Source organism: Pseudoalteromonas aliena, assembly GCF_038155085.1.
GTDB lineage: Bacteria > Pseudomonadota > Gammaproteobacteria > Enterobacterales > Alteromonadaceae > Pseudoalteromonas > Pseudoalteromonas aliena_A.
This window is the reverse complement of record NZ_JBAKAU010000007.1, coordinates 1-24,563: the sequence shown is the minus strand read 5'-3', so window position 1 is coordinate 24,563 and position 24,563 is coordinate 1. Positions and strand designations below refer to the sequence as shown.

Below are 24,563 nucleotides of genomic sequence, written 5' to 3'. Positions count from 1 at the left end.
TTAATGTAAGTAATATTAAACGATTAAAAGCTGCTGGGCATTAAGCATGGATAAAGGTTTAAACTTTGGTGAATTAACAGGTAAAGGACAATCTGTTCGAAGTAAGTTAATTATAATCTTTATAATTATAGCTTTAGGGCCACTTTGTATACTTACGTGGTTTAGTCTTGAACATGTAAATAGCACGCTTAAACAAAATGCAGACACCGAACTTAACGAGCTTAATAATATAGGTAAGCAATTTGCTGATATTTGGTTTGCAGACCATGTTAAAGATTTATATTTGCTTAGTGCACAATTTGATATCAGCCCCAATAAAAAACAAAAATTAATTAATCGGTTTATTGAGCAGTATAACTTTGTTAATCATGTAGAGCTTATTGATGTAAACCTTGTTAACTCATCGTCTCCATCACCCTTTTTTAATGTTATTAAAGAGCAGCGCTTTAATAACATACGTTCAGGCATTATAAATACAGGCAAAATCCAATTCCAGTCAATGACTGCCTCAGGGCGTGAGTACCATATTATTGGCTTGCCGATATTAAATGATGAAAATAAGTTACAAGCAATATTGCTTGCAGATATAAATTTAAATGGCTTATTAAATAATCTAAGTAAAATACACGCTGCTAATAAAGATATAACATTTTATGTCATGCACAATAATAAAGTTCAAAAAAATAATAATACAGACGATACCAAACCACTATTTTTCTCTCAGAATAGCTCACCAACACAACGTGTTTTTTCTTATAATAATAAAAATGGAGTCACTTTATATGGGTATATTAATTCATTAGATTTTTTAAATGAGCCTGGCTGGCAGCTACTTGTATCAAAACCAAAAGAAGTCGCGCTACAAGGCGCTGATTATTATAAGCAGCTCGCGGTGTTAACCAATGCGGGCGCCTTACTGCTTATATTAACGTTGTCATGGTGGTTTGGTCGACGGCTTTCTCAGCCTTTAATTAACTTAGCTAAAACTGTTGAACAAATCACAAAAGGGAATGAGGTAAAAGTTCCAATAATCAAAGACAGCATAGAGTTTAACCAACTTTCATTAGGTTTAAGTAAATTACTAACAATAAAAGCGGAGCAACAAAGTACATTACAAAAACAACGCTCTGCGCTTCAAATTGCGTTAAAACAATTAGCTGAACAAAAAAGTGCATTAGATGAGCACGCCATTGTTGCGGTAACTGATTTACATGGCACTATTACTTTTGTAAATAAGAAATTTTGTGAGATTAGCGGTTTCGATGAACATGAATTAATAGGGGAAAACCATCGCCTTTTAAATTCAGGTAAACACGGAAAAGAATTCTTTAAAAGCATGTATAAAACGCTTAAACGTGGCGATATATGGAACGGGCAAATATGTAATAAAGCTAAGGGTGGTGGTTTTTATTGGGTGGATACGACTATTGTGCCATTTTTAGATGAAAACGGTAAACCACAAAACTATATTGCTATTCGTACTGACATTTCAGCACTTAAGTTACAAGAGCTAGAACTAGAACAGCATAAAACACAGTTACAATTAGTGATAGATACAACTGCTGTAGGTATCTGGGATTGGTATATTGATACCGATAAAGTGACATTTAATAATCGATGGGCTGAGATTATAGGGTATCAGCTAAATGAAATTGAGCCATGTAGCATAAATACTTGGTACACATACGCTCACCCTGACGATTTAATCGAATCGAAGAAAAGGCTCAATGAGCACTTTGCCGGTCATACGGATTACTATGTTCATGAAGCCCGCATGAAGCATAAAAACGGCCACTGGATTTGGGTGCTTGATACCGCGAAAGTGGTTGAGTGGAATAGTGATGGCTCGCCAAAACGTATGATTGGGACTCACCTAGACATTTCTGCTCAAAAAGCTACAGAGCATGAACTACAGAGTAGTCGGGACAGGTTTGCGTCTTTAGTTGCTAATATACCTGGCATTATTTATCGCTGTAAATTCGATGATAAGTTAAGCACTCTTTATATGAGTGACCAAGCCAATGAAATAACAGGCTATTCACCTGATGAGTTGATACATAATAAGTTATTAGATTTTTTTGATTTAATACATGAAGACGATGTATTAAACGTAAAAAATGAAATTTTACGTTGTGTAGGTACTCAGCAATCATGGTCGATTGAATACAGAATAAATGCCCGTGATGGCAGTTTGCATTGGGTCAATGAGAAAGGGCAGGCTATTTATGCAGATGATGGCTGCGTTTTATACTTAGATGGGTTTATTTTAGATATTACACAGCGTTATAACACACAACTAGAAATAAAACGTCAGCAAAGCCTATTAGAGTCAATGAGTAAACAAGGGCAAATTGGCGCATGGGAAATGGACTTAGAAGCGCACACGCTTTATTGGTCTGATGAGGTTAAAGTTATTCATGAGGTACCTGAGGATTTTGAGCCAAATATAGATACTGCCATTGAATTTTATAAACCAGGAATACATCAAGATACTATAAATACTCTGTTTGAATGTGCTGTTACGCTTGGAGAGAGTTGGAATGTTGAACTTATTATTTTAACTTATACAGGGCAAGAGCGCTGGGTTAAGTCGATGGGGCAGGCAGAATTTAAAGACAATAAATGTGTACGTGTCTTTGGTTCTTTTCAAAGTATTGATGCTCATAAACGTTTGGAACTTGAGAGTGAAAAGGCAAACAGGTACAACAAAAATTTAGCAACATTGACTGTCGCACCAGAGGTGCAAAATAGCGATGTTGCGCAAGTAAAAAAGTTAGCTATTAAATCAATGTGTGAAGTATTAGGTGTAACACGTGCGTCTATTTGGATTTTCAACACCCAGCGTAATGCAATGACTTGCCATGGTTTGTATATTCAAGGTCAAGGGTTTGTTGATTCTGATGCTGTATTAACTGCAAAAGATTACCCTAATTACTACAATGCTATCTTTGAACACAACTTAGTGGCTATAGAGGATGTATATACGCATCCGGCGACCACTGATTTTACAGAATCTTACACTAAACCACTTAATATAAAATCAATGTTAGATGCAGTTATTGCTAGTGGGGATGGTACTTTGGGAATTTTGTGCGCAGAAGCTGTAGGCGAGCGCCATCACTGGAGCCAAAGTGAAGAAACCTATCTTCGTTCTTTAGCTACATTAATTGGCAGCACGTTAGTTTCTCAGCAACGTAAAGTTATAAGTGAAGAGTTAAAAGTAGCCCTTGCAAAAGCCGAAGAGGCAGCAGTGGCTAAAAGCGATTTTTTAGCCACTATGAGCCATGAAATCCGAACACCTATGAACGGTGTACTGGGTATGCTTGAGCTGGTGCAGCTTGAGCCATTATCTAAACCGATAGAAACTAAAGTAGGTATAGCTAAAAAAAGTGCTCATTCTTTATTGGGGGTCATTAACGATATACTTGATTTCTCAAAGGGTGAAGCAGGTAAAATTGAACTTGAAAAAATTAACTTTAATGGCCGTGACTTAATAGGTGAAATTGCTGCAGCGCAAGCACTTTCAGCACAAGGAAAAGGCATTGAGATCATTCTTGATTTAGTGTCACTAGAGCCTTCACAACTATGTGGTGATCCTGGTCGTATTCGTCAAGTTGTAACTAATTTACTTAGCAATGCCGTTAAATTTACTAGCCAAGGCGAAGTGGTTGTTAGTGCGAAAGTTAACAAGGTAGCTGATGGTTTAGCGTTTGTTATTAGTGTAAAAGATTCAGGTATTGGCATTAGTGAAGAAAAACAGCAGCAATTATTTACCCCTTTTTCTCAAGTGGATGCTTCAACTACCCGTGAATATGGTGGCACAGGATTAGGCCTAGCCATATGTAAACAGCTTTGTGAATTAATGAGCGGAGATATTTCGCTTACCAGCCAAAAAGGAGTGGGCAGTGTATTTACTGCAACGGTAATGCTTTCACAAGGTGAGCAAAAAGAGCGTTATATTCCTAATGTTAATATGAAGGAATTAACGGTTTTAGTTGTTGATGACAATGAAACAAATCGTATTGTTATTTCTCAGCAACTCCAACACTGGGGCGCTAAAGTCGTGCTTGCCTCTAACGCTAAACAAGCATTGGCTATGTGCGCGCAGCAATATAAAAATCATCAAGAAATGTATGATATTGCAGTGCTTGATATGCAAATGCCCGAAATGGACGGTATTGAGCTGTGTAAAGTATTAAAAGCGGATGAATGCTATAAAACGATGCCACTTGTAATGATGACCAGTATTGCGGGTATGGAAGGTGCACAAAAATATTCAGATGCAGGTTTTCAGGCATACTTTCCAAAGCCGGTAACAACTGCTGATTTAATTTCGGCGTTATCAGTTATTACCAGTAATGAAACTGACGAAGTACTGCCATTAGTTACACCGGGATTTATTTCTTCGCTTAAAAAAGAAAAAGCAGAGGAGCCTGCGCAAATATTATTAGTAGAAGACAACCCTATTAACCAGCAAGTGTCTAAGTTAATGCTGAAAAAGCTTAATTGTGAAGCGACCATTGCTGAAAATGGTCAAATTGCTATTGATATACTAAAAGCGCACGAGGCAGATTTTTTTAAAGTTGTTTTAATGGACTGCCAAATGCCTGTAATGGATGGATTTGCAGCAACAGCAGCTATTCGCGAAGGATTAGCGACTATTAAACATAAAAATATTAAAATTATAGCGCTCACGGCTAATGCAATGGAGTCTGATAAAGAGCGTTGCATAGAAGCGGGAATGGATGATTACTTGAGTAAACCAATCCAATTAGATATTTTAAAAGATAAATTAGAGCAGTATATTTAGGATTAAAAATAAATGAAACAACCCGTTATTATTCGTGACGCAAAGCCAAGTGATGCGAAAACTATTTTGCATTTTATTACCGAACTTGCCATATACGAAAAAGAGCCTGATGCAGTAAAAACAGATGAACAAGCAATTATAGATACGTTATTCAGTGAGGGTGCAACCGCTCATAGCATTATTTGTTTGCAAGGTGATGAACCCATTGGTTTTGCTGTGTATTTTTATAACTATTCAACGTGGCTTGGTAAAAACGGTTTATACCTAGAGGATTTATACGTAAGTCCAGACAGTCGAGGAAATGGCGCGGGCAAAGCAATAATGAAGCACCTTGCTAATAAAGCAATTAGCAATAACTGTGGTCGTTTTGAATGGGTAGTACTAGATTGGAACAAACCTGCAATCGATTTTTACGACAGTATCGGGGCAAAACCGCAAAATGAATGGATTATTTATAGGCTGACAGGGCAAGAGCTAATCGATTTTGCTGAGTAATGTTTATTATTAGCTAATTATTTACATTAGATTTTATAAACCTATAACAAAGCTAGGTGTTAGTTAAGGTCCGAAAGTGGCTAGTAAAGTACTTTAGTTTCTATAAGCTACTGGCATCTTAATTTATTATACTGAGCAGCTTTATGAATAATCAGCATTGGCAAAAGGCACGTCAAAGTAGAGATGCCCGTTTTGATGGGCTTTTTTATATTGCTGTTAAAAGTACAGGGATATATTGCAGACCTATATGCCCAGCACCTACGGCACTTGAAAAAAACGTCACTTATTATGAGTTTGCACATAGTGCTGCCCAAGCCGGGTTTAGACCTTGTATACGGTGCCGCCCCGACAGTGCTCCAGGCAGTGCTGCTTGGCAGGGCACAAAAACGACAGCGCTTAGAGCAAAGCAGTTAATAGATCTAAACGATGAACACGACTGTGAAAAGCTAGCGGCTCGCTTAGGAATAAGCAGCCGTTATTTAAGGCGACTGTTTTCTCAATATTTTGGTGTGTCAATTACACAATATAGATTATTTAATCAGTGTCATTTCGCTAAAAAATTGATTCAAGAAACAAGCCTCCCGCTTACGCAAATAGCGTTTGCATCGGGTTTTAAAAGTATTAGACGTTTTAACGACGCTTTTTTACAACAATTGAATATTGCCCCTTCTAAGCTTCGTTCAGGTGACAAACCATCAAGCTCTGCACTTAAACTAACGTTATCTTTTAGGCCCCCTTATAATTGGCAAGTGTTACATAGTTTTTTAGCTAAAAGACTTATTAAGCCAATAGAGTGGCTTGATGATAAAAGTTATGGTCGTACATTTACCTACGCTAGTTGTAAAGGGCGTTTTAACGCGCGCTTTGTGGAAAATAAAAATTATTTTGTGGTTGAGATAGATATAGACAACACGCTTTACCTGCAGCAGATCATTAATAATATACGGCGTATACTCGATTTAGACGCAGATATTAATTTAATCGAGAGTCATTTAGCTAATAACATCAATAACGCATTTACACTCACTCATGGTTTAAGAATTCCGGGTATTTGGTCAAGTTTTGAGGCAGGAATAAGAGCGGTACTTGGCCAGCAAGTCAGTGTTACGGCGGCACATAATTTAGTAACAAAACTAGTTGATGAGCTTGGTGAAAAACAAGGTGAACTAGTTTATTTTCCAAGCGCAGAGCGCGTAGCTAAAAGCGATTTTACATTTTTTAAAATGCCGCAAGCGCGAAAAAATGCATTACACAACTTAGCTGAGTTTTGTGCATTAAACCCCGACTGTAATGATTTAGAACAGTGGCTAAGCTTAAAAGGTATTGGCCCTTGGACGGTAAACTATACAAAATTAAGAGGGCAAAGCCTACCCGATATATTACTTGATGGTGATTTAGGGGTAAAAAAAGCACAGGCTGCGGCAACCCCATTTGAGAGTGAAAATTGTGCTCCATTTAGATCATATTTAACGTTTCAACTATGGCAGCAGTTATAATGATAATTCAAACACATATCCCAAGCCCAATAGACGATATTATTATTCAGGCAACTGAAATAGGGGTCAGCTACGTCGGCTTTTACCCGCATGTAGAGCACGTTCATACCCCTTTTGAAAAAGTTACTAATAATGCAATACTTTGCTGTGCTGAGCAGCTCTTTGAGTATTTTAATAAAACACGCACCACGTTTAATGTACCACTTGATACAAAAGGCACAGCATTTCAACAAAGTGTATGGCAAGCATTGTTAAATGTGCCTTTTGGAAAAACGAACACCTACGGTGATATTGCTACATCATTAAGTAACCCAAAAGCAGTGAGGGCAGTGGGCGCAGCAAATGGCAAAAACCCTATCAGTATTATTGTGCCGTGCCATCGCATAATAGGTGCAAACTCAAAGCTCACAGGGTATGCAGGTGGGCTTGAAAGAAAAAGTTGGCTATTAAAGCACGAAGGGATAATTTAATAGATGCCGTACTGGCAGCTTTATGATCACAAGCTACAATTTAAGATTATTTAACTAATAAAAATTATTATGAGTGTCAGCAGCTTAAATTATTTATTTATCATAATATTAATGTTTTCTTCAGCGGTTTTTGCTAATCCTCAAACGCTTTTATTTTGTTACGAAGATAAAGATGCAGCGCCTATGTTTTTAGGTGTAGGACAAGAAGTTCCAATAGATCAACCGGGCGCCTCTATAGAAGTACTTCGTAAACTAGATGCTGAATTAGACGGTGTAAACGTTGCATTTGTAAGAAAGCCTTGGCGCAGATGTTTAAACGATCTTGAGTTTAATAAAGTAGATGCGGTTATTGCAAGTTACCGCCCTGGCCGTGAGCGAATTGCGGCTTATCCATTTAATGAAAAAGGCGAATTACAAACGCAATTTGCTGTGAGTCGCTTTAGTAGTTGCTTAATTGGTAGCTCTAAGTTTCATAAAGAGTGGCGCTCTCGCGAAGTTTTTCAAAATAAAGCATTTACTGTTGCTATACCTAATGGCTATGGCCTTAATAGCACCTTGAAGGATGAACTCTTATTTATTCATAATACGTTTTCTAAAGCTAAAGCATTTGAGCTCCTTGATAAGGGAGTAGTTCAAGCCAGTGTTGATTTATGCAAAGTAGATGATTTAAACGTATCGAGCTACCCGCATAGTAAAAATGTTAAAGCCATTTATCCTCCTTACGAAACCACAAATGGCTATCTTATTTTTTCCAAATGTTTTTACAATAAAAACAACGCTTTAAGCTTAGAGATGTGGCAATGGTTATCTAGGTTTGATAGCGCATCTGTTTATGTAAAATACTAACAAGCCTTTGAGTAATAGCTAAGTTAAAGATGATATGAAATTGGTATTAATGGCATATTAAGGTAGCATAAGCGCACTTTTTATAAAATGGCACCGCAATGGCTCAATTATACTTTTACTACTCTGCAATGAATGCAGGTAAATCAACCACGTTATTACAATCTGCATTTAATTATAAAGAACGTGGCATGGAACCTGTGATCCTGACTGCTGCCATTGATGATAGACAAGGCGTGGGTAAAGTATCGTCTCGTATTGGTTTGCAAGCTGATGCGCATGTATTTGATGCTAGTAAAGATGTTTTTGATCTTATTCAATCACTCAATAATGATAAAAAGCGCCATTGTGTGTTAGTTGACGAGTGCCAATTTTTATCAAAAGAACAAGTAATGCAATTAACAGATGTGGTTGATGAACTCGGTATACCGGTACTGTGTTATGGCTTGCGTAACGACTTTAGAGGCGAGTTATTTATAGGGTCGCAATATTTGCTTGCGTGGGCTGATAAGTTAGTTGAGCTTAAAACTGTTTGCCACTGTGGGCGTAAAGCTAACCATGTACTGCGTACCGATGAAAATGGCGAAGCAATAGCCGATGGTAACCAAGTAGAAATTGGCGGCAATGACCGATATGTTTCGGTATGCCGCAAACATTATAAAGCCGCGTTAAATATGGGCCGACAAAGCATTTAAAAATGTATCAATATCTTCGCGGGTAATATCTAAGTGCGTTACTAGCCTAAGCTGCTTGCTTGGGCTAAATAATATACCTTGTTGTTTAAGTGCCTCAGCAATCTCTTCAATATTGATATTACCAGCGTATGTTGCGTAAACCATATTAGTGGTGTTACTCATATCGACAGTAAAACCACTGATTTCACTTAATTGTTGAGCCAGATAACGTGCATTTTCATGATCGTCTTTTAAGCGCTCTATATTGTGCTCAAGTGCAAACTGCCCAGCGGCTGCAAGCATTCCGGCTTGGCGCATTCCACCACCAAGTACTTTTCTCCAGCGCCTTGCTTTATTAATAAGTGCGGGTGAGCCTAATAATAAAGAGCCTACAGGCGCCCCCAAACCTTTTGATAAACAAATAGAAATAGAATCAAAATGCTTTGTGATTTCAGTTATATCAACTTTTAGCTCAACAGCTGCATTAAATGCCCGTGCGCCGTCTAAGTGCAGCGCTAAATTATGCGTATTAACAAAATCACGTGCTTGGACTAAGTACTCAAGTGGGAGTACTTTTCCGCCAATGGTGTTTTCGAGGCTGAGCAATCGCGTTTTAGCAAAATGGCAATCGTCTGGTTTTATAGCCGCCGCTATTTTACTAAAAGGGATGCTGCCATCAGCTTCGTTTTCGATAGGCTGTGGTTGCACAGATCCTAATACAGCTGCGCCGCCACCTTCAAATTTATAGTTATGCGCATTTTGCCCACAAATGTATTCGTCACCTCGCTCACAATGCGCCATTATTGCAAGTAAGTTGGCTTGTGTACCTGAGCTACAATAAAGTGCGGCTTCAAAGTTAAAACGCTTACACGCATAGGCTTCTAGTTGGTTAACGCTTTCATCATCACCATATACATCGTCACCAACCGGTGCGCTGTACATTATATCGCGCATTTCTTTTGTTGGCTTTGTAACCGTATCAGAGCGAAAATCTATCATGATTGCCTTATCCTTTTTATTGTTTTTAATAAAGTTGGTATTAAGTCAGCTCGCTACATATTTGTTCACGGGTTTCTTTATCAAAGTAGCTCCATGCAATAAAGCGGCTAATTTTTTGCCCCTGTGCCATATCAACTATTTTATATTGTGCTATTGGGTGAGCTTTTAATACTTCTTCAAGGGCTGCAATATTATCTTTTTTAGAGACTAGTGACGTAAACCACAGTACTTGCTCTGCAAAGTCTTCACTTTCTTTAATCATGTTAGAGATAAACTGTACTTCACCGCCTTCACACCATAATTCATTATGATGGCCACCAAAGTTAAGTGTGCTACTTGGTGTTTTTCCTAAGTTTTTCCATTTACGTTCACTGCCTTTGCTTGCCTCTTCTTCACTTACATGAAACGGGGGGTTACAGAGCGTTAAATGGTATAGATCTTTTTGATTAATAACGCCTTTAAAAATATGTGATGCGTTTTTTTGTTGTTTTAAGGTTATTTTTAAACCATTAAACTGAGCAATTTGCTTTGCTATTTTTACTGATGCTGCATCAATATCAGTCCCGGTAAAATGCCACTTATATTCACTTGTACCAGTAAGCGGATAAACTAAGTTAGCACCAGTGCCAATATCGAGCACTTTAATTTGCTTACCTATAGGTATTTGTTGTTGGTTATCATGACTTAATAAGTCGGCTAAGTAATGAATGTAGTCAACACGCCCAGGTATAGGTGGACATAAATTATGTTCAGGTATATCCCAAAAACCAATATTATAATGTGCTTTTAAAAGAGCTTGATTAAGTGTTTTAACGGCCTTGTTATCACTAAAATCAATGCTTTTAGTCCCTGCTGGTGTGGTTATAACAAAGGGCTGTAGAGTCGGATGCTCTGTTGTTAATAAATCGAAGTTGTACCCATTTTTATGTAGGTTACGAGGGTGTAATTTTGAACGTGCTTTATTTTCTTTCATGGCTTCATTTTAACAACAGATATAATGACGTAAGTGTAACAAATGCGAGTGGGTAAAGTGCAGACATTTCCTTTTGTATATTTAACATTACTGGTAGGATGAGTTAAAAATAATAAAAAGGAATAACTGTGGCAATTTCTCAGCAATCAATAACAGTTGATTTAGACTCTCAGCAAACTCTTCATTTACGCCGTATTAGCGATGAAGATCAGCAAGGGCCTATCGTATTTTTTATGCATGGAGCAATAGAAAACGGTAAGATTTTTTACACGCACTCTAATAAAGGACTTGCCCCTTTTTTGGCTGAGTATGGGTATAGGTGTTATGTGGCTGATTTACGTGGCCGAGGTGATAGCAAGCCAATTATTTCGAGCGAGTCCGAATATGGACAAACTGAGTCTATCCTAGAAGACATCCCTGCCTTTATTAAGCAAATAGAGTTGATTGAAGGCAAAAAGCCAGACTACTGGGTTGCTCACTCTTGGGGCGGGGTATTGATGAACAGCGCGTTTGCACGTTTTCCAGAGTATATTAACGATGTAAAAGCGTGTGTGTATTTTGGCTCTAAGCGTTCTCTATTTAATAATCACCCTCAAAAATTATTACAAGCCAATTTAATTTGGTATTTTATGGCACCTTTACTTGCTAAAACACATGGCTATTTAAATGCTAAAGGTTATAAGTGGGGAAGCGATAACGAAACTCAAAAGTCGCATTCTCAAAGTATGCAGTGGGCTAAAAAGAAGCCATGGATAGATTCTGATGATAATTTTGATTATGCAAAAGCGCTAAACAACCTGCATTTACCGCCAACGCTTCATATTGCTGCGGTAAAAGATAAAGCATTAGCGCAACCAATCGATATTCAAAAATTTATGGATGAATCGGGGGCAGGCATTCAAAAAATGCAAATTTACGGTCGTAAACACGGACATAATTTTGATTACGACCACATTAATATGCTCACCCATCCGAGTGCGCGTGATGATCAATTTAAAGATTTACTTAATTGGTTTAAAGCGTATCCGTAAGGGCCTGTTGACCTTTCAGGATTGAAATTTGTTCAATCCAAGGAAGATTTAATGGCGGCGCGAAGTTTGTAACCTAGTGGGCTAGGCCTTGCTTAAATACCAAACAGCCTGCTGCAAATTTAACCTCGAAAGATAAACAGGCCTAATTAATTCTCACCAAGTAACTTTAGAAGAGGTGTTTTGTAACGCTCCCACTTAGCGATTGCGGCATTATTAATAGGTTGGCGAATAGCATGTTTACTCAAGGTGGTGACCGGTGTTTTTTGTTTATGAAACGCTAAACAGCGCTCTTCAAAACTACAGTTTAAAAAGCCAAGTAACAGCGTTAGCTGCTCTTTTGGGCTATCCACTAAATCTTCATAATTGACATCATAAATGGGCACCTCTTTAAAGGAGTGCCAATGCCCCATTAGTTTTTCATACAAGCTATGATAAAGCTTAAACTCAGATAGTGAGCAAAAATAAGGCTCGTTTTCAGCAAAGTAATTAGTGAAGACAGAAAATGCGGTGGCATTAAAATCACGACTTAAATTTATAAATTTAGCATTTGGAAATAGAATATATATAAGTCCGAGCGACTGATAATTACTCGGCAGTTTATTTATTATAAAAGGTCTTATGGGCGATGCTGTTTTTAATGTTGTGATATAAAGCTCGCGGGCTTTTTTGATTAAATCCGGCGTTAAATGCGATAAACATTGCGGGTAAGTAACTCCTGTTTTTTGTTCGATAAAAGCAACTGCGTTATTACTAATACTCGTACTCTCTCCCAGGCTCGAAAACTGACTATGGCTTGCCAACATTTGCTCCAGAAGTGTAGAGCCACTTCGTGGCATACCAATAATAAATACAGGCGTGATATTACCTGTAAACGTTTTATCGGCAGAGGTAATAAATTCCTCGGTGTTGTATTTTATTATTTCCTCGTAAAAAGGGATTAAATTTTTAGTGTTAAATTCACTTAATTTTTTTTGTAATTTATTCGCTAATATAAAGTAATTAAAGGCTTGGTCGGTATCCTCAAGTGCATCGTAACTGTTTGCTAATGCGTAGTAACACACCATTTTTAAACGTAAATTACTCGTTTTAGTTAATAAGTGGTGTAGGTTACTTACATAATTATGTTCTTTATCAAAGCGACCTAATTGCACAAGTTCAAATAAAATATAGGCTGTTACAGGGTATATCCCCATGCTTAGCGCATGAGCAAATGTTGTATGTGCTTTATCTAACTCGCCATGAGTTAAGTAGTGCTGAGCGAGGTAATAATGGGGGTCAGGGTTATGGCTTGCTAACTTTTTTGCGTATTCAAGTACGGTTAATGCATCATCTGGTGAATTAATACCATTAAACGCATCAGCAAGTGCATGTAATGGCTCAAGCATATGTGGTAAGCGTTCACAGGCCTTTTGCAATAAGTATACAGCTGCATCAAACCTCCCCAATCTTAATGCGATCCTGCCTAAGCCGAATAAGGCTTTACCATTTTCGGGATTGCTTTGTAGTAGTGTTTTAAAATGAAACTCAGCTTCTTTGAGCTTATTTTGTTCAAGTAACTGGTTAGCTTTATCAATTAGCATATTAAAACATTATTATTTTTTTATTTAATATAAAATAAAAAAGGCGAAATGTCTTAACATTTCGCCTTGGTTTATCATGAAAAACTATTAAAAAGTATAGGTTGCTTTTGCGTAGTAAAAGCCACCGTTGATTCCGTATGGAGATGTCTCGTAGTACTGACCGCCCCAGTTGTTGTTAGGAATACCTGTGCTGTCTTCAAAATCAAGCTTTTCAGCATCTTGGTCAAAGATGTTTTGCGCACCTACCGAGAAGCTAACCGACTCATTTAAGAAGTATGTAATTTCAGCATCAATTGTCACTGCCGCATCAGCTGTTTTTGCCGTTGCATCGTAATCAACGTGAACACCTTGATATTCACCGTAGTAGTTTGCTCGAGCAAATGCAGAAACTGATTCCCATTGTTGTGCCCAAGTGAATGTTGCACGATGGTTAGGTAAATCTTCTTCTAGGCGTTTAACTTTAAATTCACCAGTAATGTCACTAAATTTAGTTACTTCAGTTTCATTCCAGTTATACGCAAGACTAAATGTAGAGCTACCACCTAAAATGTCAGCAGTGTAGTTAGCTACAACATCAACACCTTGAGTTGTTGTATCAAAGTCATTAGTGAAGAAGCTTACTTGTGCGAGGCCCTCAACGTTTGGTACTCCAGCAGCTGAAAGAGCGTCTTTATCTGTCTGGCTGAGTGTGATTTTTTCAGATTGGCTAATGCGGTCATCTACTTGAATGTTATAATAATCAACCGTTAAGAAAAGGTCACCAATAGTATAAACAGCACCGAATGTATAACTTTGAGACTCTTCGGGCTCAAGTTCTGTACCGCCTAGTTGCACTGCAACAGGGTTTGTTGGTGGTAATAATGCTGAATCCCTTAGTACACCGTCACTAAGATTTGTTTGTACATTACTTACATTGGCTTGACCAACAGTAGGTGCACGGAAACCAGTACTTACAGAACCGCGTACATTTAAATCTTCCGTAACATGGTATTGTGCCATAACCTTGTAGTTTGTTGTTGTGCCAAAGCTGTCATAATCTTCAAAACGAACGGCTAACCCCATCAGAAAATCTTCAGTAAAAGGGGCTTCAATATCTACAAAGGCAGCATAGTTACGGCGAGAAAACTCACCAGCTTGAGATGGTTTAAAGCCAGGAAAGCCATTAGAACCAATACCAAAACCTTGCTCTGTTAAAGGACCTGCTGTATATGATGCTTCATCGCCAGCTATAATTGTAAATGTTTCTTCGTGCCACTCTAATCCGCCGGCCACGTTTACATCGTAAGCAAGGCCTAAATCAAAACCTTTTGATAGATCAAAATTAAAGTTTTTTTCAAGCTGTTCATATTTACCAGGACTGAAATCACGAGGAGAGTCAGGGCCTAAAGATGCATTTACTGTATTATAGATAAAATAGCGTGATTCGTTCAGGCCGACTGTTCCACTTAGGTCATAGAAGGCACCTTTTAAGAAACCGTCAGTAAATTCACCTTTGGTACCAATTGTTAAAGAGGTGTCGGTAATATTACCGCCAAAATTTGGTGTAAAGCCACCTGGAAGCATTTCGTTAAAGGCAAAACAATCTGGATTGTTTGCTACACCATTTACGTAAGCAGGATCATCTAGTACGTTGCCATCTGTTATTGCGATAGTTGGACAATTACCACTCATGTCATCAGTTAAATCAGCGACGAGTAATGTTTCACCATCATCATTTGAATACACACCAGAACGCGTATGTGGATTACGATAATAAAATCCACCACGTATATCACGCTCAGAGTAGTTACCGAACATGTAAAATTCTGAGTCGTTTGTTAGCTCTAAACCGACATTACCAAAAATTGTAATGTCGTCATCTACCTCTGGCGCACCCCAAACTTGTGCTAAAGGAGATACATCAGGAACTCCAGCTGCAGCCAATCCGGCAGCATCCGGACGCTGAACTGAACGGCTTGTTGCATCAGCTGTTTTGTACTGGAAGCTTAAATTAGCAAACCCATTGTCAGTAAATGGTAGACCTACATTACCTGATATTTGAGTTGTATCACCATCACCTTCATAGTACTGCCCATGGCGAACTTCTAATTTACCACCTTCTGAGGCGTCTTTTAGTTGAAAGTTCATTACACCGGCAATTGCATCAGAACCATATTGCGCAGCCGCGCCATCACGAAGTACTTCTACTTGTTTAATAGCAATGCTTGGAATAACTGAGATATCTGCGCCTTGCGCGCCATCGTTAATACCACCGCCCAAAAATGCAATTACAGAAGCGCGGTGACGACGTTTGCCGTTTAAAAGAACCAATGTGCTGTCTGATGGTAAGCCACGTAAGTTAGCTGGGCGAACAAGAGAGGCCGCATCACTAATAGGGTTTTGGTGTACGTTAAACGATGGTACAGAACCTTTTAAAAGCTCAAGCATGTCAGTGTTGCCTGACTTTTCAAGCTCTTCGCCGCCAATAATATCGATTGGAACCGGTGAGTCACCGATTGAACGTGGAGCAGAGCGAGTACCTACTACGGCAATTTTCTCTACGTTTTTATTTACTTTAGTTTGTGGTTCGTCTGCTGCAATAGCTGAACCAGAAATAAACAACCCTGCAGTGGTTGTTGTAGCTAAAGCAAATTTTATTGCCTGATTTAGCGCATTATTTTTTAATTTCATTCCAATTTTCCCCAGTCAGAATAATTATTACTTTTGATGTTCATTTTACATCATTAGTTTTTCATTGATTTTTTGGTTTCACATAAGTTTGAGGTTTTAGCTCAAAAGCCTAATCAATTAAGCTTACTTTTTGTGATGTCCTATCTACAGACTATAGGTAAAAAACAGGAAGGGCAATTACTAATTAACCGTTTGATAACAAAAAGATTCAATTTAAGAAAAAATGCAACAGTGGTGCAAAGTAAAACTAAAATGAACTAAATAAGTGCAAATAAGGCTTTTAAAGGGAATATTAATGCGCTAATCGCATTTAAATGTTATTTATTTGTTTCTTTTTTGTGGGGCTTTCAATGTTTTTTTGTGTGACGCCAAGCTGCTAATTTTTCTTTGTATTCATCCCATACTCAGGGACAGCAACTGCTACCGCCACAACATTCATCAGATTTTGGTTTTTCAGGTTTTCGCGGTAGTTGATTCGTCATACTCTACACTTTTGTATGTATTTAATACTAATTTGGTGCAAAGGGTAAGTTAAAGAGTGTTGTAAGTAAATTATTCTTTGTGAACCCGTGTTGCTGTGTGAAAATAAAAGTTATGCGATTATATAAAGTTATTCACCGTGCACCTTGGCGGGTAGTTAAAATTAGTAAGAAACGCCAACAGCTGCGTTTTCGTCGTGCTATGGTGGCGCTTAAAATCGCACTTGCCCAAGAAAAACAAGAAACCAAAGAAATGCTTTCTATTTACAGGCGCTATACTCAAGGGCAAACGAGTAAAGAAGAATTAAAACGCGCCAATGAGCAATTTGTAGATATATTAAAAGGACTTGGCTTGGGTGTGTTTGCATTGCTACCTTTTGCGCCCATTACTATACCTTTAGTTGTAAGGCTTGGCACTTTAGTTGGCGTAGATGTGCTACCAAGCTCATTTAACATGAACAAACCCGTTAAAGAGCTTGATACCGAAATTATTAAAGAAGATTTAAAACAACATACTAAAGCGCCAAATAAAGAGTAAAACCCTTTCAAATTAGCTATACCTTTTAGCTAGGCTTATTGATATGCTTAATTACCATTTTTTATTATATGAGCTATTTAATGAGTGCATTACTTCGTCATACTTCTTCTGGTATTCCTTTATCTTTTATTCTTAAAAACGAGTTAACTGACTGGCACGCACAGCAGCCTGCATTTATACAAAATTGGTTAACTAATACAGGTTTTGAAAAGCAAGGCATTGCTTTAATCCCTGATGCTAAAACAGGAGAGTTAAGTCAGGCATTTTGTTTAATGCAAAGCAGCGATGACTTTTGGGCTGCGGGTAATTTAGCTAATACACTTCCTACAGGTACTTATCAAATTCAAGGCGAGAGCGCTTTTGTAGAACAGGTTGCTTTAGGGTTTGTACTTGGCGGTTACGAATTTAGTGAATATAAAGAAAAACCAACAGCAAAGGCACAATTAGCCATTAGCGATAAAGCGTTATATGAACGCATTAGCCAACAAGCTGATGCCATTACACTTGCACGTGATTTAGTAAATACCCCAGCGGTTGATATGATGCCGCAACATTTATCGCAAGTTATGGAAGATTTAGCTGCAACTTACAATGGCGAGTTTACCCAGTGGATTGGCGATGAATTACTAGAGCAAAACTACCCAACAATACATATGGTAGGTCGTGCAAGCGAAAATAAACCGCGTTTACTCGATTTAAAATGGGGGGCAACAGATGCTCCATTAATTACACTTGTAGGTAAGGGCGTATGTTTTGACTCAGGCGGGCTTGATTTAAAACCAAGTTCAGGCATGCGTAACATGAAAAAAGACATGGGCGGCGCAGCGCATGTTATTGCACTAGCACAGCTTATAATGGCAGCTAACTTACCAATTAGGTTACGAGTGCTTGTACCAGCTGTTGAAAATGCAGTATCGCGCAATGCATTTCGCCCAGGCGATGTTATTAAAACACGCAAAGGCATTATGGTCGAAATTGATAATACAGACGCTGAAGGTCGCTTAGTATTGTGTGATGCATTAAGCGAAGCACAAAACGATAAACCTGAGTTAATTATTGATTTTGCTACTCTCACGGGGGCATGTCGTGTTGCGTTAGGCACTGAGCTTCCGGGTTTTTTCTCAACAGAGCGCGATGTAGCAAATGGTATTATTGATGCAGGAATGGACGTAAGTGATCCGGTTTGGCAATTACCTTTATTTGATCAGTACAAAAGCTTCTTAAAGAGCGATGTAGCTGATATGGCAAACTGTGCAAGCACACCATTTGGTGGTGCTATTACTGCAGCGCTTTATTTAAAAGAATTTGTAGAGCCAACCACTCCATGGGTACATTTTGATGTAATGGCATGGAACTTACGTGCATTACCAGGTCGTCCAACGGGTGGTGAAGCGTTAGGTATTCGCGCGGTGTTTAATTACCTAAAAAATCGTTTTAATAAGTAAGTTTTTTATTCAATAGTGAGAAATAACTTGAGCTTTAAGCCTCATAAAGCTCAAGTGGTAAATTATCTGGATCGGCAAAAAAGGTAAACTTTTTGCCGGTTATTTCATCCACTCTAATATCCTCAACATTTACGTCGCACGACTCTAAATACGTTTTTGCAACCTGTACATCTGCTACCGTAAAAGCTAAATGTCTTAAGCCTTGTGCTTCGGGATAGCTTGGTCTTACAGGCGCTCCATCAAACGAAAATAGCTCTATTTGGCTACCATCGGGCATGGCTAAATCTAATTTATATGAATTACGATCAGCTCTAAAGTGTTCATTAATAATATTAAGTTTAAGTACATTGCTATAAAAGAGTTTAGAGCGTGCATAGTCACTACAAATAATCGCTGCGTGATGAATACCTAAAAGTTTCAAATTTAATTCCTTAAAAAGCAAAAACGCACTTAAATAAGTGCGTTTTATATGTGACTTATTACATCTTATGTTAGCTTGGCTCGGCTTCTTTACATGCTTTAACAGCTGGTGCTACAAGCTCTAAACCAGTTTTATCACATGGTGGTAAAGCAGCATCACTTACACTAATAGGTGTTACACGTTCGCCCCATTTTATATAACTTGCAGCCCACGTAAGGCCTGCACCAAATGCAGCAGACATAATATTTGAATGCGGTTTAATTAACCCTTGCTCAACCGCTTCACATAACGCAATAGCAATAGTCGCAGCAGAGGTATTTCCATACTCACCAATGTTAACCATTACTTTTTCGTCAGGCACTTTTAAGCGATGCTGAATTGCCTGAATAATACGTAAGTTAGCTTGGTGTGGAACGAGTACATTAATGTCATCAAGGCTCAAATCGGCTTGTTTAAGTACATCGTCGCACGCTTCGCTCATGCCTTTAACAGCACGTTTGAAAATCTCACGACCTTCAAATAATAAATCAGATGGACCAATTGGTTCATATTTGTTTAAATCGCTACCAAAGTTGGTGATGTGTAAAATATCGCGGTCTTCACTATCGCAGCCTATTTTTGTGCCTAATAAGCCTGCTGGCGTATCAGCGGCTTCTAGTACTACTGCACCTGCACCATCCCCAAATAAAACAGCACTATCGCGACGTGCCCAGTTTACATACCAGGTCATACGCTCAGCGGCAATTACCACTGCCTTTTTGATCATCCCTGCTTTTATTTGTGCTGTTGCAGCTTGCAACGCATATAAAAAGCCCGAACATGCCGCGTTTGTATCCATGGCGGCAGCGCCTGTTGCACCAATGTTTTTTTGCACTTGCGATGCCGTATTTGCCACAACAGTAGAAGGTGTACAGGTTGCTAATATTACTAAGTCTATATCTTTTGCATCAATGCCCGCACACGCTATGGCATGTTTAGCTGCAATAGTTGCAAGTTCGGCAGTGCTTACGTGACTCACTCTACGCGACTTGATACCAGTACGTGTGGTGATCCACTCATCGTTAGTATCAACTATTTCGCTAATTTCATCGTTGCTAATGCTTGCTGGTGGGATGCATTTACCCCAGCCAGTGATATGTGCGTAAGACATAATGTTTTCTCTTAAGGTGGTCTGACATGTTTTACTTAATGGAGACGTTATATCAAAAATTGCCATTCAAGACCAGTTTATAAGGTGTTTTGGCTTGTAATTACTGGTAATTAAAAGAGAATTACATATAAGTTGATTTAAAAAAGAACAAGCAGGAGTACAATAGTAATATGTGGGTTATTAACGATGCTTACAATAAAAAGTAGCCGATTAAGTGCTCTCAAGTAAACAAATATTATTAATTTTAATAGCGTATTGTCGAAAAGTTTGCTTATTTTTATGGTGTCATAGGTTATAAGAACAAAGTCAGTTTATAAACAATAAGGAAGGTTATGAGCAGCAAAATAAAAGTGTCGTTGTTTAATCATTTGATTGACGCTGAGCGACAGTTATTAGACCCAGAAATTCGCCAATCTGAGCGCGCATTAGATGCTTTACTCGATGATGAATTTATCGAAATTGCTGCCAACGGCACTACATTTAATAAATACCAAGTACTTACCCGCTTACCTACCGAGGTTGTGCCACAGTTTTATAATCAGCATTTTAAGGGCCGAATGCTGAGCGATAATCTAGTGCAACTTAGTTACCAAGCTGCTTTTAGGCGCTCTGCTCGCAGTGAATTTAATTATTCATTGCGTATGTCGCTTTGGCGGAAAAGTAATGAACAATGGCAAATGGTGTTTCATCAAGGAACACCTTGTGCACCGTTTTCAATTTCGATGGATGATGATTAAAAATCACATAACCGTTAAAATAACCTTATTAAACATTTAATTGGGCAATTACCTCTTGTTAATGCAAACCGACCCCACTATTAGTCGACTATTAATGCTGCGAAGCGGCGCTATTGCGGTGCAATTAATCGCGGTGCTTAGCGTTTATTTTTTACTAGAGCACCAAATCGCATTACTGCCTTTACTGATTGTTATTGCTATTGAGGCTGTGTTTCAGCTTATTAGCCTGTTTGCCTATCGTAATGTGAGCCGCGCTAAACCTTTGGGTATGTTGATGCAGTTAACCGCTGATGTATTATTTTTAACGGTTTTGCTGTCGCTAAGCGGCGGTGCAACTAATGCATTTGTATCACTGTTATTGCTCCCAATAATGATAGCTGCTGTTACGCTGCGAGAAAAAGGATTAGCTTATATTGCAGTACTTGCCATTGCCGCATACAGTTTTTTACTGATAAAGATGCCCGATCACAGTATGCATCAAATGAATATGAGTGGTCACTTTATTGGCATGTGGGTCAATTTTGTTTTAAGTGCTAGTGTAATCGCACTTGTTATTGGCGCAATGAGCAGGGCACTTAAAGAGCGAGAGCGAATTATTGCAAACGTGCGTGAAAAACAATTGCGTAATGAACAGCTTGTTACCCTTGATGGCGCTGCTGCGCAAATAACCCATCAACTTGCGACCCCTATAGCAAATTTACAGCTATTGTTTGAAGAGTTATTAGAAGATCAACCAAACAACCCTATTGTTAAGCACATGCTAGCGCCGCTTACTCAGTGCAGTACACAGCTTAACGACTTTAGAAAACTCTCAGAGCAATTACGCCTTAAAAATTCGCAAGAGCATACCACTGTAAAGCAACTACAAACACAAATTACAGACACGCTTTTACTGCAATACCCAGATCAGCACATTAAATGGATTACGCCACCTATTGCAGCAACATTAATAAGTGATGCGATGTTATTGCCTGCTATTTTAAATTTATTGCAAAACGCTGCGCTCGCTAATCAAAAACAAGGTCAAACTCAATTAGAGCTGAGTTGGCAGCAAGATAACTTACATAGTGAATGCGTTTACTTGTTAATTCGTGATTTTGGCAGTGGCTTTTCATCATCGCAATTAGCAGAGCTGGGCGGGCAACTTATGCCAAGCGAACAGGGGATGGGGCTTGCTGTGCTTTTATCAAACGTTACTTTTGAGCGTTTAAATGGCTCACTTACCTTGTTTAACCATGCTGATGGCGGCGCTGTTGCCAAAGTTAAACTCGCTATTGTAAACACTGAGAATAACGCCTCATGAAGTTACTTATAATTGAAGACGACATTAATTTAGCCAGCACACTGACAAGGCGCTTAACTAAACAAGGCTTTACCTGTGAGATGGCGCATGACCAAAGTGATGCGTTACTTAGTGCGCGTAAACTATTGCCCGACTTTGTTTTATTAGACATGAAACTAGGTGACGATAACGGACTTGCACTCATAAAGCCGCTGCGTAGTTTGCTCCCCCAAACTCATATTGTTTTACTAACTGGGTTTGCAAGTATTGCAACCGCAGTAGAGGCAATGCGTTTAGGCGCAAACGACTACCTTACTAAACCGGTTGATATGGCAACATTATTAAAAGCGCTTAACACCGAGCCTGTGGCATCGGCATCGAGTGTTATTGATGATGCGGTTATGTCGCCGGAGCGCTTAGAGTGGGAGCATATTCAACAAGTATTACACAGTAATAATGGCAATGTGTCGGTTACCGCAAGGCAACTTAATATGCATAGACGTACTTTGCAGCGCAAGTTACAAAAAAAGCCGGTGCAGCAGTAATTTAGTACTTAATTTAAGGAAAGTGTTATGAGCGATGATGCAGCTAAATTAATGCAAAACCAAAAAATTATATTATTTGATGCGCAATGTAAGCTGTGCAGCGCGTGGTGTAATTTTATTATTACTCACGATACAAATATCATTTTTAAACTATGCAGCGTGCAATCTCCAAAAGGGGAATTGCTATTAACGCATTTTGGTTTTTCAACAACTGAATATGCCTCAATGGTTTACCTAGAAAACGGTAAAGCATTTACACAAAGTCATGCTTTTTTTAACGTTGTTAAGCAACTTGGTTACCCATACAAGCTAGCAACTGTATTTAGTATTTTGCCAAATAGGTTTAATAAATGGTTATACGATAGGGTTGCTTTAAACCGCTATACGTTATTTGGCAAATATCAGTATTGCAGAATACCCAACCCAGATGATGCTAAACATTATTTATAAATTAGCCGTTAATACACTGCAGTATAAGTAGATGCTAGGTTTATGGGGTTGTGTTAAAATCGCCGCGTTTAATTTTAGCTAACGGTATAAAAGGCTTTTTCATGGCAAACACAGCACATGCACTCCACATTTTGGTTAAGCACAAAGAGATTGCAGAAGATATTATTAAGCAATTAGGTAAAGGTGCAAAGTTTCAAACCTTAGCTAAAAAGTATTCCTCATGCCCATCGGGCAAAAAAGGCGGTGACTTAGGTGAATTTAGACGCGGACAAATGGTCCCACAGTTTGACAAAATTGCATTTAAAGGTGCAATTTTAGAACCCCACCTAGTTAAAACTAAATTCGGCTGGCATGTAATTAAAGTGCTTTATCGTACTTAATTATTAAACCAAAATTTTTACTTCTTAATTTCTCTAGGAAGTCTTCAATGGGTCCGAAAAGCAAATTCAAATTAACGTGACTCCCATCTTAATTGGGATAGCTTTGCTTGTTCAATGAAGGTGCCTGTCTTGCTTAATTTAGTTTGGCGAATTGGCGTGTCTTGGGGAGCGTCCATCTCATCACCTATCCTAAACTTTACACTTTGACGAACTAAGAATTAGGATGGGTGTAATCTTAATTTTCTTCTTAATAAAATAACTGTATAAATAAACAGCTCTTGTTGTTTTGTCTAATATTACTGATCTCCACCATTACGGTGTATTTTTACACTAACTTAAAAAGTATTGGAGTTAACTAATTGTTTACAGGTGTTTATTTGATGGTTAAGATAAACGCATTGTAATATATGGACATTTGTCGGTTTATAAAACGACAAATGTCGTAGACAAAATTGTTATACGAATAGATTATGCACCAAGATATATTTAAGTTTATTGATGAAAATAATTACGTTTCGGTAATGAATAATACGAAATGGAATAAGTTGGGTGTAGCGATTGAGGCTAACGAAGATAAAGAACCTTGTGTACGTGTTAAATTCTTATTTGAGGACGAACCAACAGGTTACTCTTTGATGGATTGGAACTTTGAAAATCACAATTGCACATTGTTTGAATGGATTGATATCGATCCAATTAAAAAAATACGTATTGGTGGCTTAGTTCCAGACAAAGAAATAGATTTATCTACTCATGTTTTGGAAATACTGAGTCAGAATAATATCCCTTACTCTATTGAAAATGGGATGTACCGTGTATGGGGTTACTATGCTTCAGGTAATGTGCCAGTATTCGTATAACAAGTCATTGCAAAGGACTAAAAACAGCTGGCCGTTGCTCGTGCCTCGCTATTTTGGCCAACAATTTTTAGCCTCTGAATGAGGCGTTGGTATGACTCCCACTGTCAAGTTAAACACACTGATCCTTGCTTAACTTTTTAAGCCATAATTACTTTAGCTCGAATTAGAGCGAGTTAATACATAGGATGAAGCAAGTAATGTCGTCGGTTATCTTGCTGATATTCGTTGGTTATTA

The 24,563-nt window shown here is 38.3% G+C and carries 21 protein-coding genes and 1 pseudogene; 15 read left to right on the top strand and 7 right to left on the bottom strand.

All coding sequences use genetic code 11. From position 1 onward, the window contains the following. The first annotated feature begins 46 nt into the window (after positions 1-46). The 6 genes from V6260_RS08630 to V6260_RS08605 all read left to right on the top strand — a co-directional run bounded on the left by V6260_RS08630 (position 47) and on the right by V6260_RS08605 (position 8,809). Complete coding sequence (locus V6260_RS08630; protein WP_341593693.1) at positions 47-4,810, top strand: PAS domain-containing protein; 4,764 nt, start codon at positions 47-49, stop codon at positions 4,808-4,810. Between the two features lie 12 nt (positions 4,811-4,822). Beyond that, on the top strand, positions 4,823-5,305 hold the full coding sequence (locus V6260_RS08625) for a GNAT family N-acetyltransferase (protein ID WP_341593692.1): 483 nt from the start codon (positions 4,823-4,825) through the stop codon (positions 5,303-5,305). A 143-nt stretch (positions 5,306-5,448) separates the two neighbouring features. Continuing rightward, positions 5,449-6,801: a DNA-3-methyladenine glycosylase 2 family protein gene (locus V6260_RS08620; protein ID WP_341593691.1), complete on the top strand. Its 1,353-nt coding sequence runs from the start codon at positions 5,449-5,451 to the stop codon at positions 6,799-6,801. Continuing rightward, on the top strand, positions 6,801-7,271 hold the full coding sequence (locus tag V6260_RS08615; protein WP_341593690.1) for a methylated-DNA--[protein]-cysteine S-methyltransferase: 471 nt from the start codon (positions 6,801-6,803) through the stop codon (positions 7,269-7,271). Before V6260_RS08620 ends, V6260_RS08615 begins: the two co-directional genes overlap by 1 nt. 111 nt (positions 7,272-7,382) lie before the next feature. Beyond that, the gene (locus V6260_RS08610; RefSeq protein ID WP_341593689.1) at positions 7,383-8,117 is read left to right on the top strand and encodes a transporter substrate-binding domain-containing protein; all 735 of its coding nucleotides are present in this window, start codon (positions 7,383-7,385) and stop codon (positions 8,115-8,117) included. A gap of 98 nt (positions 8,118-8,215) precedes the next feature. Continuing rightward, positions 8,216-8,809 (top strand): thymidine kinase, encoded by a 594-nt coding sequence (locus V6260_RS08605; protein WP_007582344.1) that lies wholly within the window; start codon positions 8,216-8,218, stop codon positions 8,807-8,809. Here V6260_RS08605 and ltaE read toward each other — a convergent pair. Both ltaE and rlmF read right to left on the bottom strand, forming a co-directional pair. Beyond that, entirely contained in the window at positions 8,783-9,787 is a 1,005-nt protein-coding gene (gene ltaE, locus V6260_RS08600) for a low-specificity L-threonine aldolase (protein ID WP_341593688.1), read from the bottom strand. The genes V6260_RS08605 and ltaE overlap by 27 nt on opposite strands. 40 nt (positions 9,788-9,827) lie before the next feature. Next, a complete protein-coding gene (rlmF, locus tag V6260_RS08595) occupies positions 9,828-10,760 on the bottom strand; it encodes a 23S rRNA (adenine(1618)-N(6))-methyltransferase RlmF (RefSeq protein ID WP_341593687.1) in 933 nt (310 codons plus the stop codon). Positions 10,761-10,888: 128 nt separating this feature from the next. On the opposite strand from rlmF, the gene V6260_RS08590 reads away from it, so the two are divergent. Then, the gene (locus tag V6260_RS08590; protein ID WP_341593686.1) at positions 10,889-11,791 is read left to right on the top strand and encodes an alpha/beta fold hydrolase; all 903 of its coding nucleotides are present in this window, start codon (positions 10,889-10,891) and stop codon (positions 11,789-11,791) included. A 146-nt stretch (positions 11,792-11,937) separates the two neighbouring features. Here V6260_RS08590 and V6260_RS08585 read toward each other — a convergent pair whose 3' ends face one another. From V6260_RS08585 to V6260_RS19660, 3 genes and pseudogenes are all read right to left on the bottom strand, one after another. Then, positions 11,938-13,371, bottom strand: a complete 1,434-nt coding sequence (locus V6260_RS08585; protein ID WP_341593685.1) for a tetratricopeptide repeat-containing sulfotransferase family protein — start codon at positions 13,369-13,371, stop codon at positions 11,938-11,940. A gap of 87 nt (positions 13,372-13,458) precedes the next feature. Continuing rightward, positions 13,459-16,041 (bottom strand): TonB-dependent receptor, encoded by a 2,583-nt coding sequence (locus V6260_RS08580; RefSeq protein WP_341593684.1) that lies wholly within the window; start codon positions 16,039-16,041, stop codon positions 13,459-13,461. Positions 16,042-16,448: 407 nt separating this feature from the next. Then, a pseudogene (locus tag V6260_RS19660) lies at positions 16,449-16,523 on the bottom strand (oxidoreductase-like domain-containing protein); the annotation flags it as partial. Between the two features lie 112 nt (positions 16,524-16,635). On the opposite strand from V6260_RS19660, the gene V6260_RS08575 reads away from it, so the two are divergent. Continuing rightward, on the top strand, positions 16,636-17,058 hold the full coding sequence (locus tag V6260_RS08575) for a hypothetical protein (protein WP_341593683.1): 423 nt from the start codon (positions 16,636-16,638) through the stop codon (positions 17,056-17,058). 80 nt (positions 17,059-17,138) lie between these two features. After that, the gene (locus V6260_RS08570; protein ID WP_341593682.1) at positions 17,139-18,503 is read left to right on the top strand and encodes a leucyl aminopeptidase family protein; all 1,365 of its coding nucleotides are present in this window, start codon (positions 17,139-17,141) and stop codon (positions 18,501-18,503) included. A 34-nt stretch (positions 18,504-18,537) separates the two neighbouring features. Here V6260_RS08570 and gloA2 read toward each other — a convergent pair whose 3' ends face one another. Continuing rightward, positions 18,538-18,924, bottom strand: coding sequence for an SMU1112c/YaeR family gloxylase I-like metalloprotein (gloA2, locus tag V6260_RS08565; RefSeq protein WP_341593681.1), 387 nt, complete (start codon positions 18,922-18,924; stop codon positions 18,538-18,540). A 70-nt stretch (positions 18,925-18,994) separates the two neighbouring features. Then, positions 18,995-20,074: a ketoacyl-ACP synthase III gene (locus V6260_RS08560; RefSeq protein WP_341593680.1), complete on the bottom strand. Its 1,080-nt coding sequence runs from the start codon at positions 20,072-20,074 to the stop codon at positions 18,995-18,997. A gap of 332 nt (positions 20,075-20,406) precedes the next feature. Here V6260_RS08560 and V6260_RS08555 point away from each other — a divergent pair, with 332 nt between their 5' ends. From V6260_RS08555 to V6260_RS08530, 6 genes are all read left to right on the top strand, one after another. Beyond that, positions 20,407-20,811 (top strand): DUF4440 domain-containing protein, encoded by a 405-nt coding sequence (locus tag V6260_RS08555; RefSeq protein WP_341593679.1) that lies wholly within the window; start codon positions 20,407-20,409, stop codon positions 20,809-20,811. Between the two features lie 61 nt (positions 20,812-20,872). Continuing rightward, on the top strand, positions 20,873-22,114 hold the full coding sequence (locus tag V6260_RS08550; protein WP_341593678.1) for an ATP-binding protein: 1,242 nt from the start codon (positions 20,873-20,875) through the stop codon (positions 22,112-22,114). Continuing rightward, positions 22,111-22,638 carry a response regulator transcription factor gene (locus tag V6260_RS08545; protein WP_341593677.1) on the top strand — a complete coding sequence of 176 codons (528 nt, stop codon included), beginning with the start codon at positions 22,111-22,113 and terminating at the stop codon, positions 22,636-22,638. Before V6260_RS08550 ends, V6260_RS08545 begins: the two co-directional genes overlap by 4 nt. A 27-nt stretch (positions 22,639-22,665) precedes the next feature. Beyond that, positions 22,666-23,088 (top strand): thiol-disulfide oxidoreductase DCC family protein, encoded by a 423-nt coding sequence (locus V6260_RS08540; protein ID WP_341593676.1) that lies wholly within the window; start codon positions 22,666-22,668, stop codon positions 23,086-23,088. 101 nt (positions 23,089-23,189) lie between these two features. Next, positions 23,190-23,468 (top strand): peptidylprolyl isomerase, encoded by a 279-nt coding sequence (locus V6260_RS08535; protein ID WP_002959014.1) that lies wholly within the window; start codon positions 23,190-23,192, stop codon positions 23,466-23,468. A gap of 470 nt (positions 23,469-23,938) precedes the next feature. After that, positions 23,939-24,328: a DUF6678 family protein gene (locus V6260_RS08530; RefSeq protein WP_341593675.1), complete on the top strand. Its 390-nt coding sequence runs from the start codon at positions 23,939-23,941 to the stop codon at positions 24,326-24,328. Positions 24,329-24,563 lie beyond the last annotated feature (235 nt).

Excerpts from the sequence above, each read along its gene's own strand:
- V6260_RS08615 (WP_341593690.1), top strand. The coding sequence starts at position 6,801 with ATGATAATTCAAACACATATCCCAAGCCCAATAGACGATATTATTATT.
- V6260_RS08630 (WP_341593693.1), top strand. The coding sequence starts at position 47 with ATGGATAAAGGTTTAAACTTTGGTGAATTAACAGGTAAAGGACAATCT.
- V6260_RS08530 (WP_341593675.1), top strand. The coding sequence starts at position 23,939 with ATGCACCAAGATATATTTAAGTTTATTGATGAAAATAATTACGTTTCG.
- rlmF (WP_341593687.1), bottom strand. The coding sequence starts at position 10,760 with ATGAAAGAAAATAAAGCACGTTCAAAATTACACCCTCGTAACCTACAT.
- V6260_RS08580 (WP_341593684.1), bottom strand. The coding sequence starts at position 16,041 with ATGAAATTAAAAAATAATGCGCTAAATCAGGCAATAAAATTTGCTTTA.
- V6260_RS08585 (WP_341593685.1), bottom strand. The coding sequence starts at position 13,371 with ATGCTAATTGATAAAGCTAACCAGTTACTTGAACAAAATAAGCTCAAA.
- ltaE (WP_341593688.1), bottom strand. The coding sequence starts at position 9,787 with ATGATAGATTTTCGCTCTGATACGGTTACAAAGCCAACAAAAGAAATG.
- V6260_RS08625 (WP_341593692.1), top strand. The coding sequence starts at position 4,823 with ATGAAACAACCCGTTATTATTCGTGACGCAAAGCCAAGTGATGCGAAA.
- V6260_RS08535 (WP_002959014.1), top strand. The coding sequence starts at position 23,190 with ATGGCAAACACAGCACATGCACTCCACATTTTGGTTAAGCACAAAGAG.
- V6260_RS08550 (WP_341593678.1), top strand. The coding sequence starts at position 20,873 with ATGCAAACCGACCCCACTATTAGTCGACTATTAATGCTGCGAAGCGGC.
- V6260_RS08545 (WP_341593677.1), top strand. The coding sequence starts at position 22,111 with ATGAAGTTACTTATAATTGAAGACGACATTAATTTAGCCAGCACACTG.
- V6260_RS08620 (WP_341593691.1), top strand. The coding sequence starts at position 5,449 with ATGAATAATCAGCATTGGCAAAAGGCACGTCAAAGTAGAGATGCCCGT.
- V6260_RS08605 (WP_007582344.1), top strand. The coding sequence starts at position 8,216 with ATGGCTCAATTATACTTTTACTACTCTGCAATGAATGCAGGTAAATCA.
- V6260_RS08570 (WP_341593682.1), top strand. The coding sequence starts at position 17,139 with ATGAGTGCATTACTTCGTCATACTTCTTCTGGTATTCCTTTATCTTTT.
- V6260_RS08555 (WP_341593679.1), top strand. The coding sequence starts at position 20,407 with ATGAGCAGCAAAATAAAAGTGTCGTTGTTTAATCATTTGATTGACGCT.
- V6260_RS08560 (WP_341593680.1), bottom strand. The coding sequence starts at position 20,074 with ATGTCTTACGCACATATCACTGGCTGGGGTAAATGCATCCCACCAGCA.
- V6260_RS08540 (WP_341593676.1), top strand. The coding sequence starts at position 22,666 with ATGAGCGATGATGCAGCTAAATTAATGCAAAACCAAAAAATTATATTA.
- V6260_RS08610 (WP_341593689.1), top strand. The coding sequence starts at position 7,383 with ATGTTTTCTTCAGCGGTTTTTGCTAATCCTCAAACGCTTTTATTTTGT.
- V6260_RS08575 (WP_341593683.1), top strand. The coding sequence starts at position 16,636 with ATGCGATTATATAAAGTTATTCACCGTGCACCTTGGCGGGTAGTTAAA.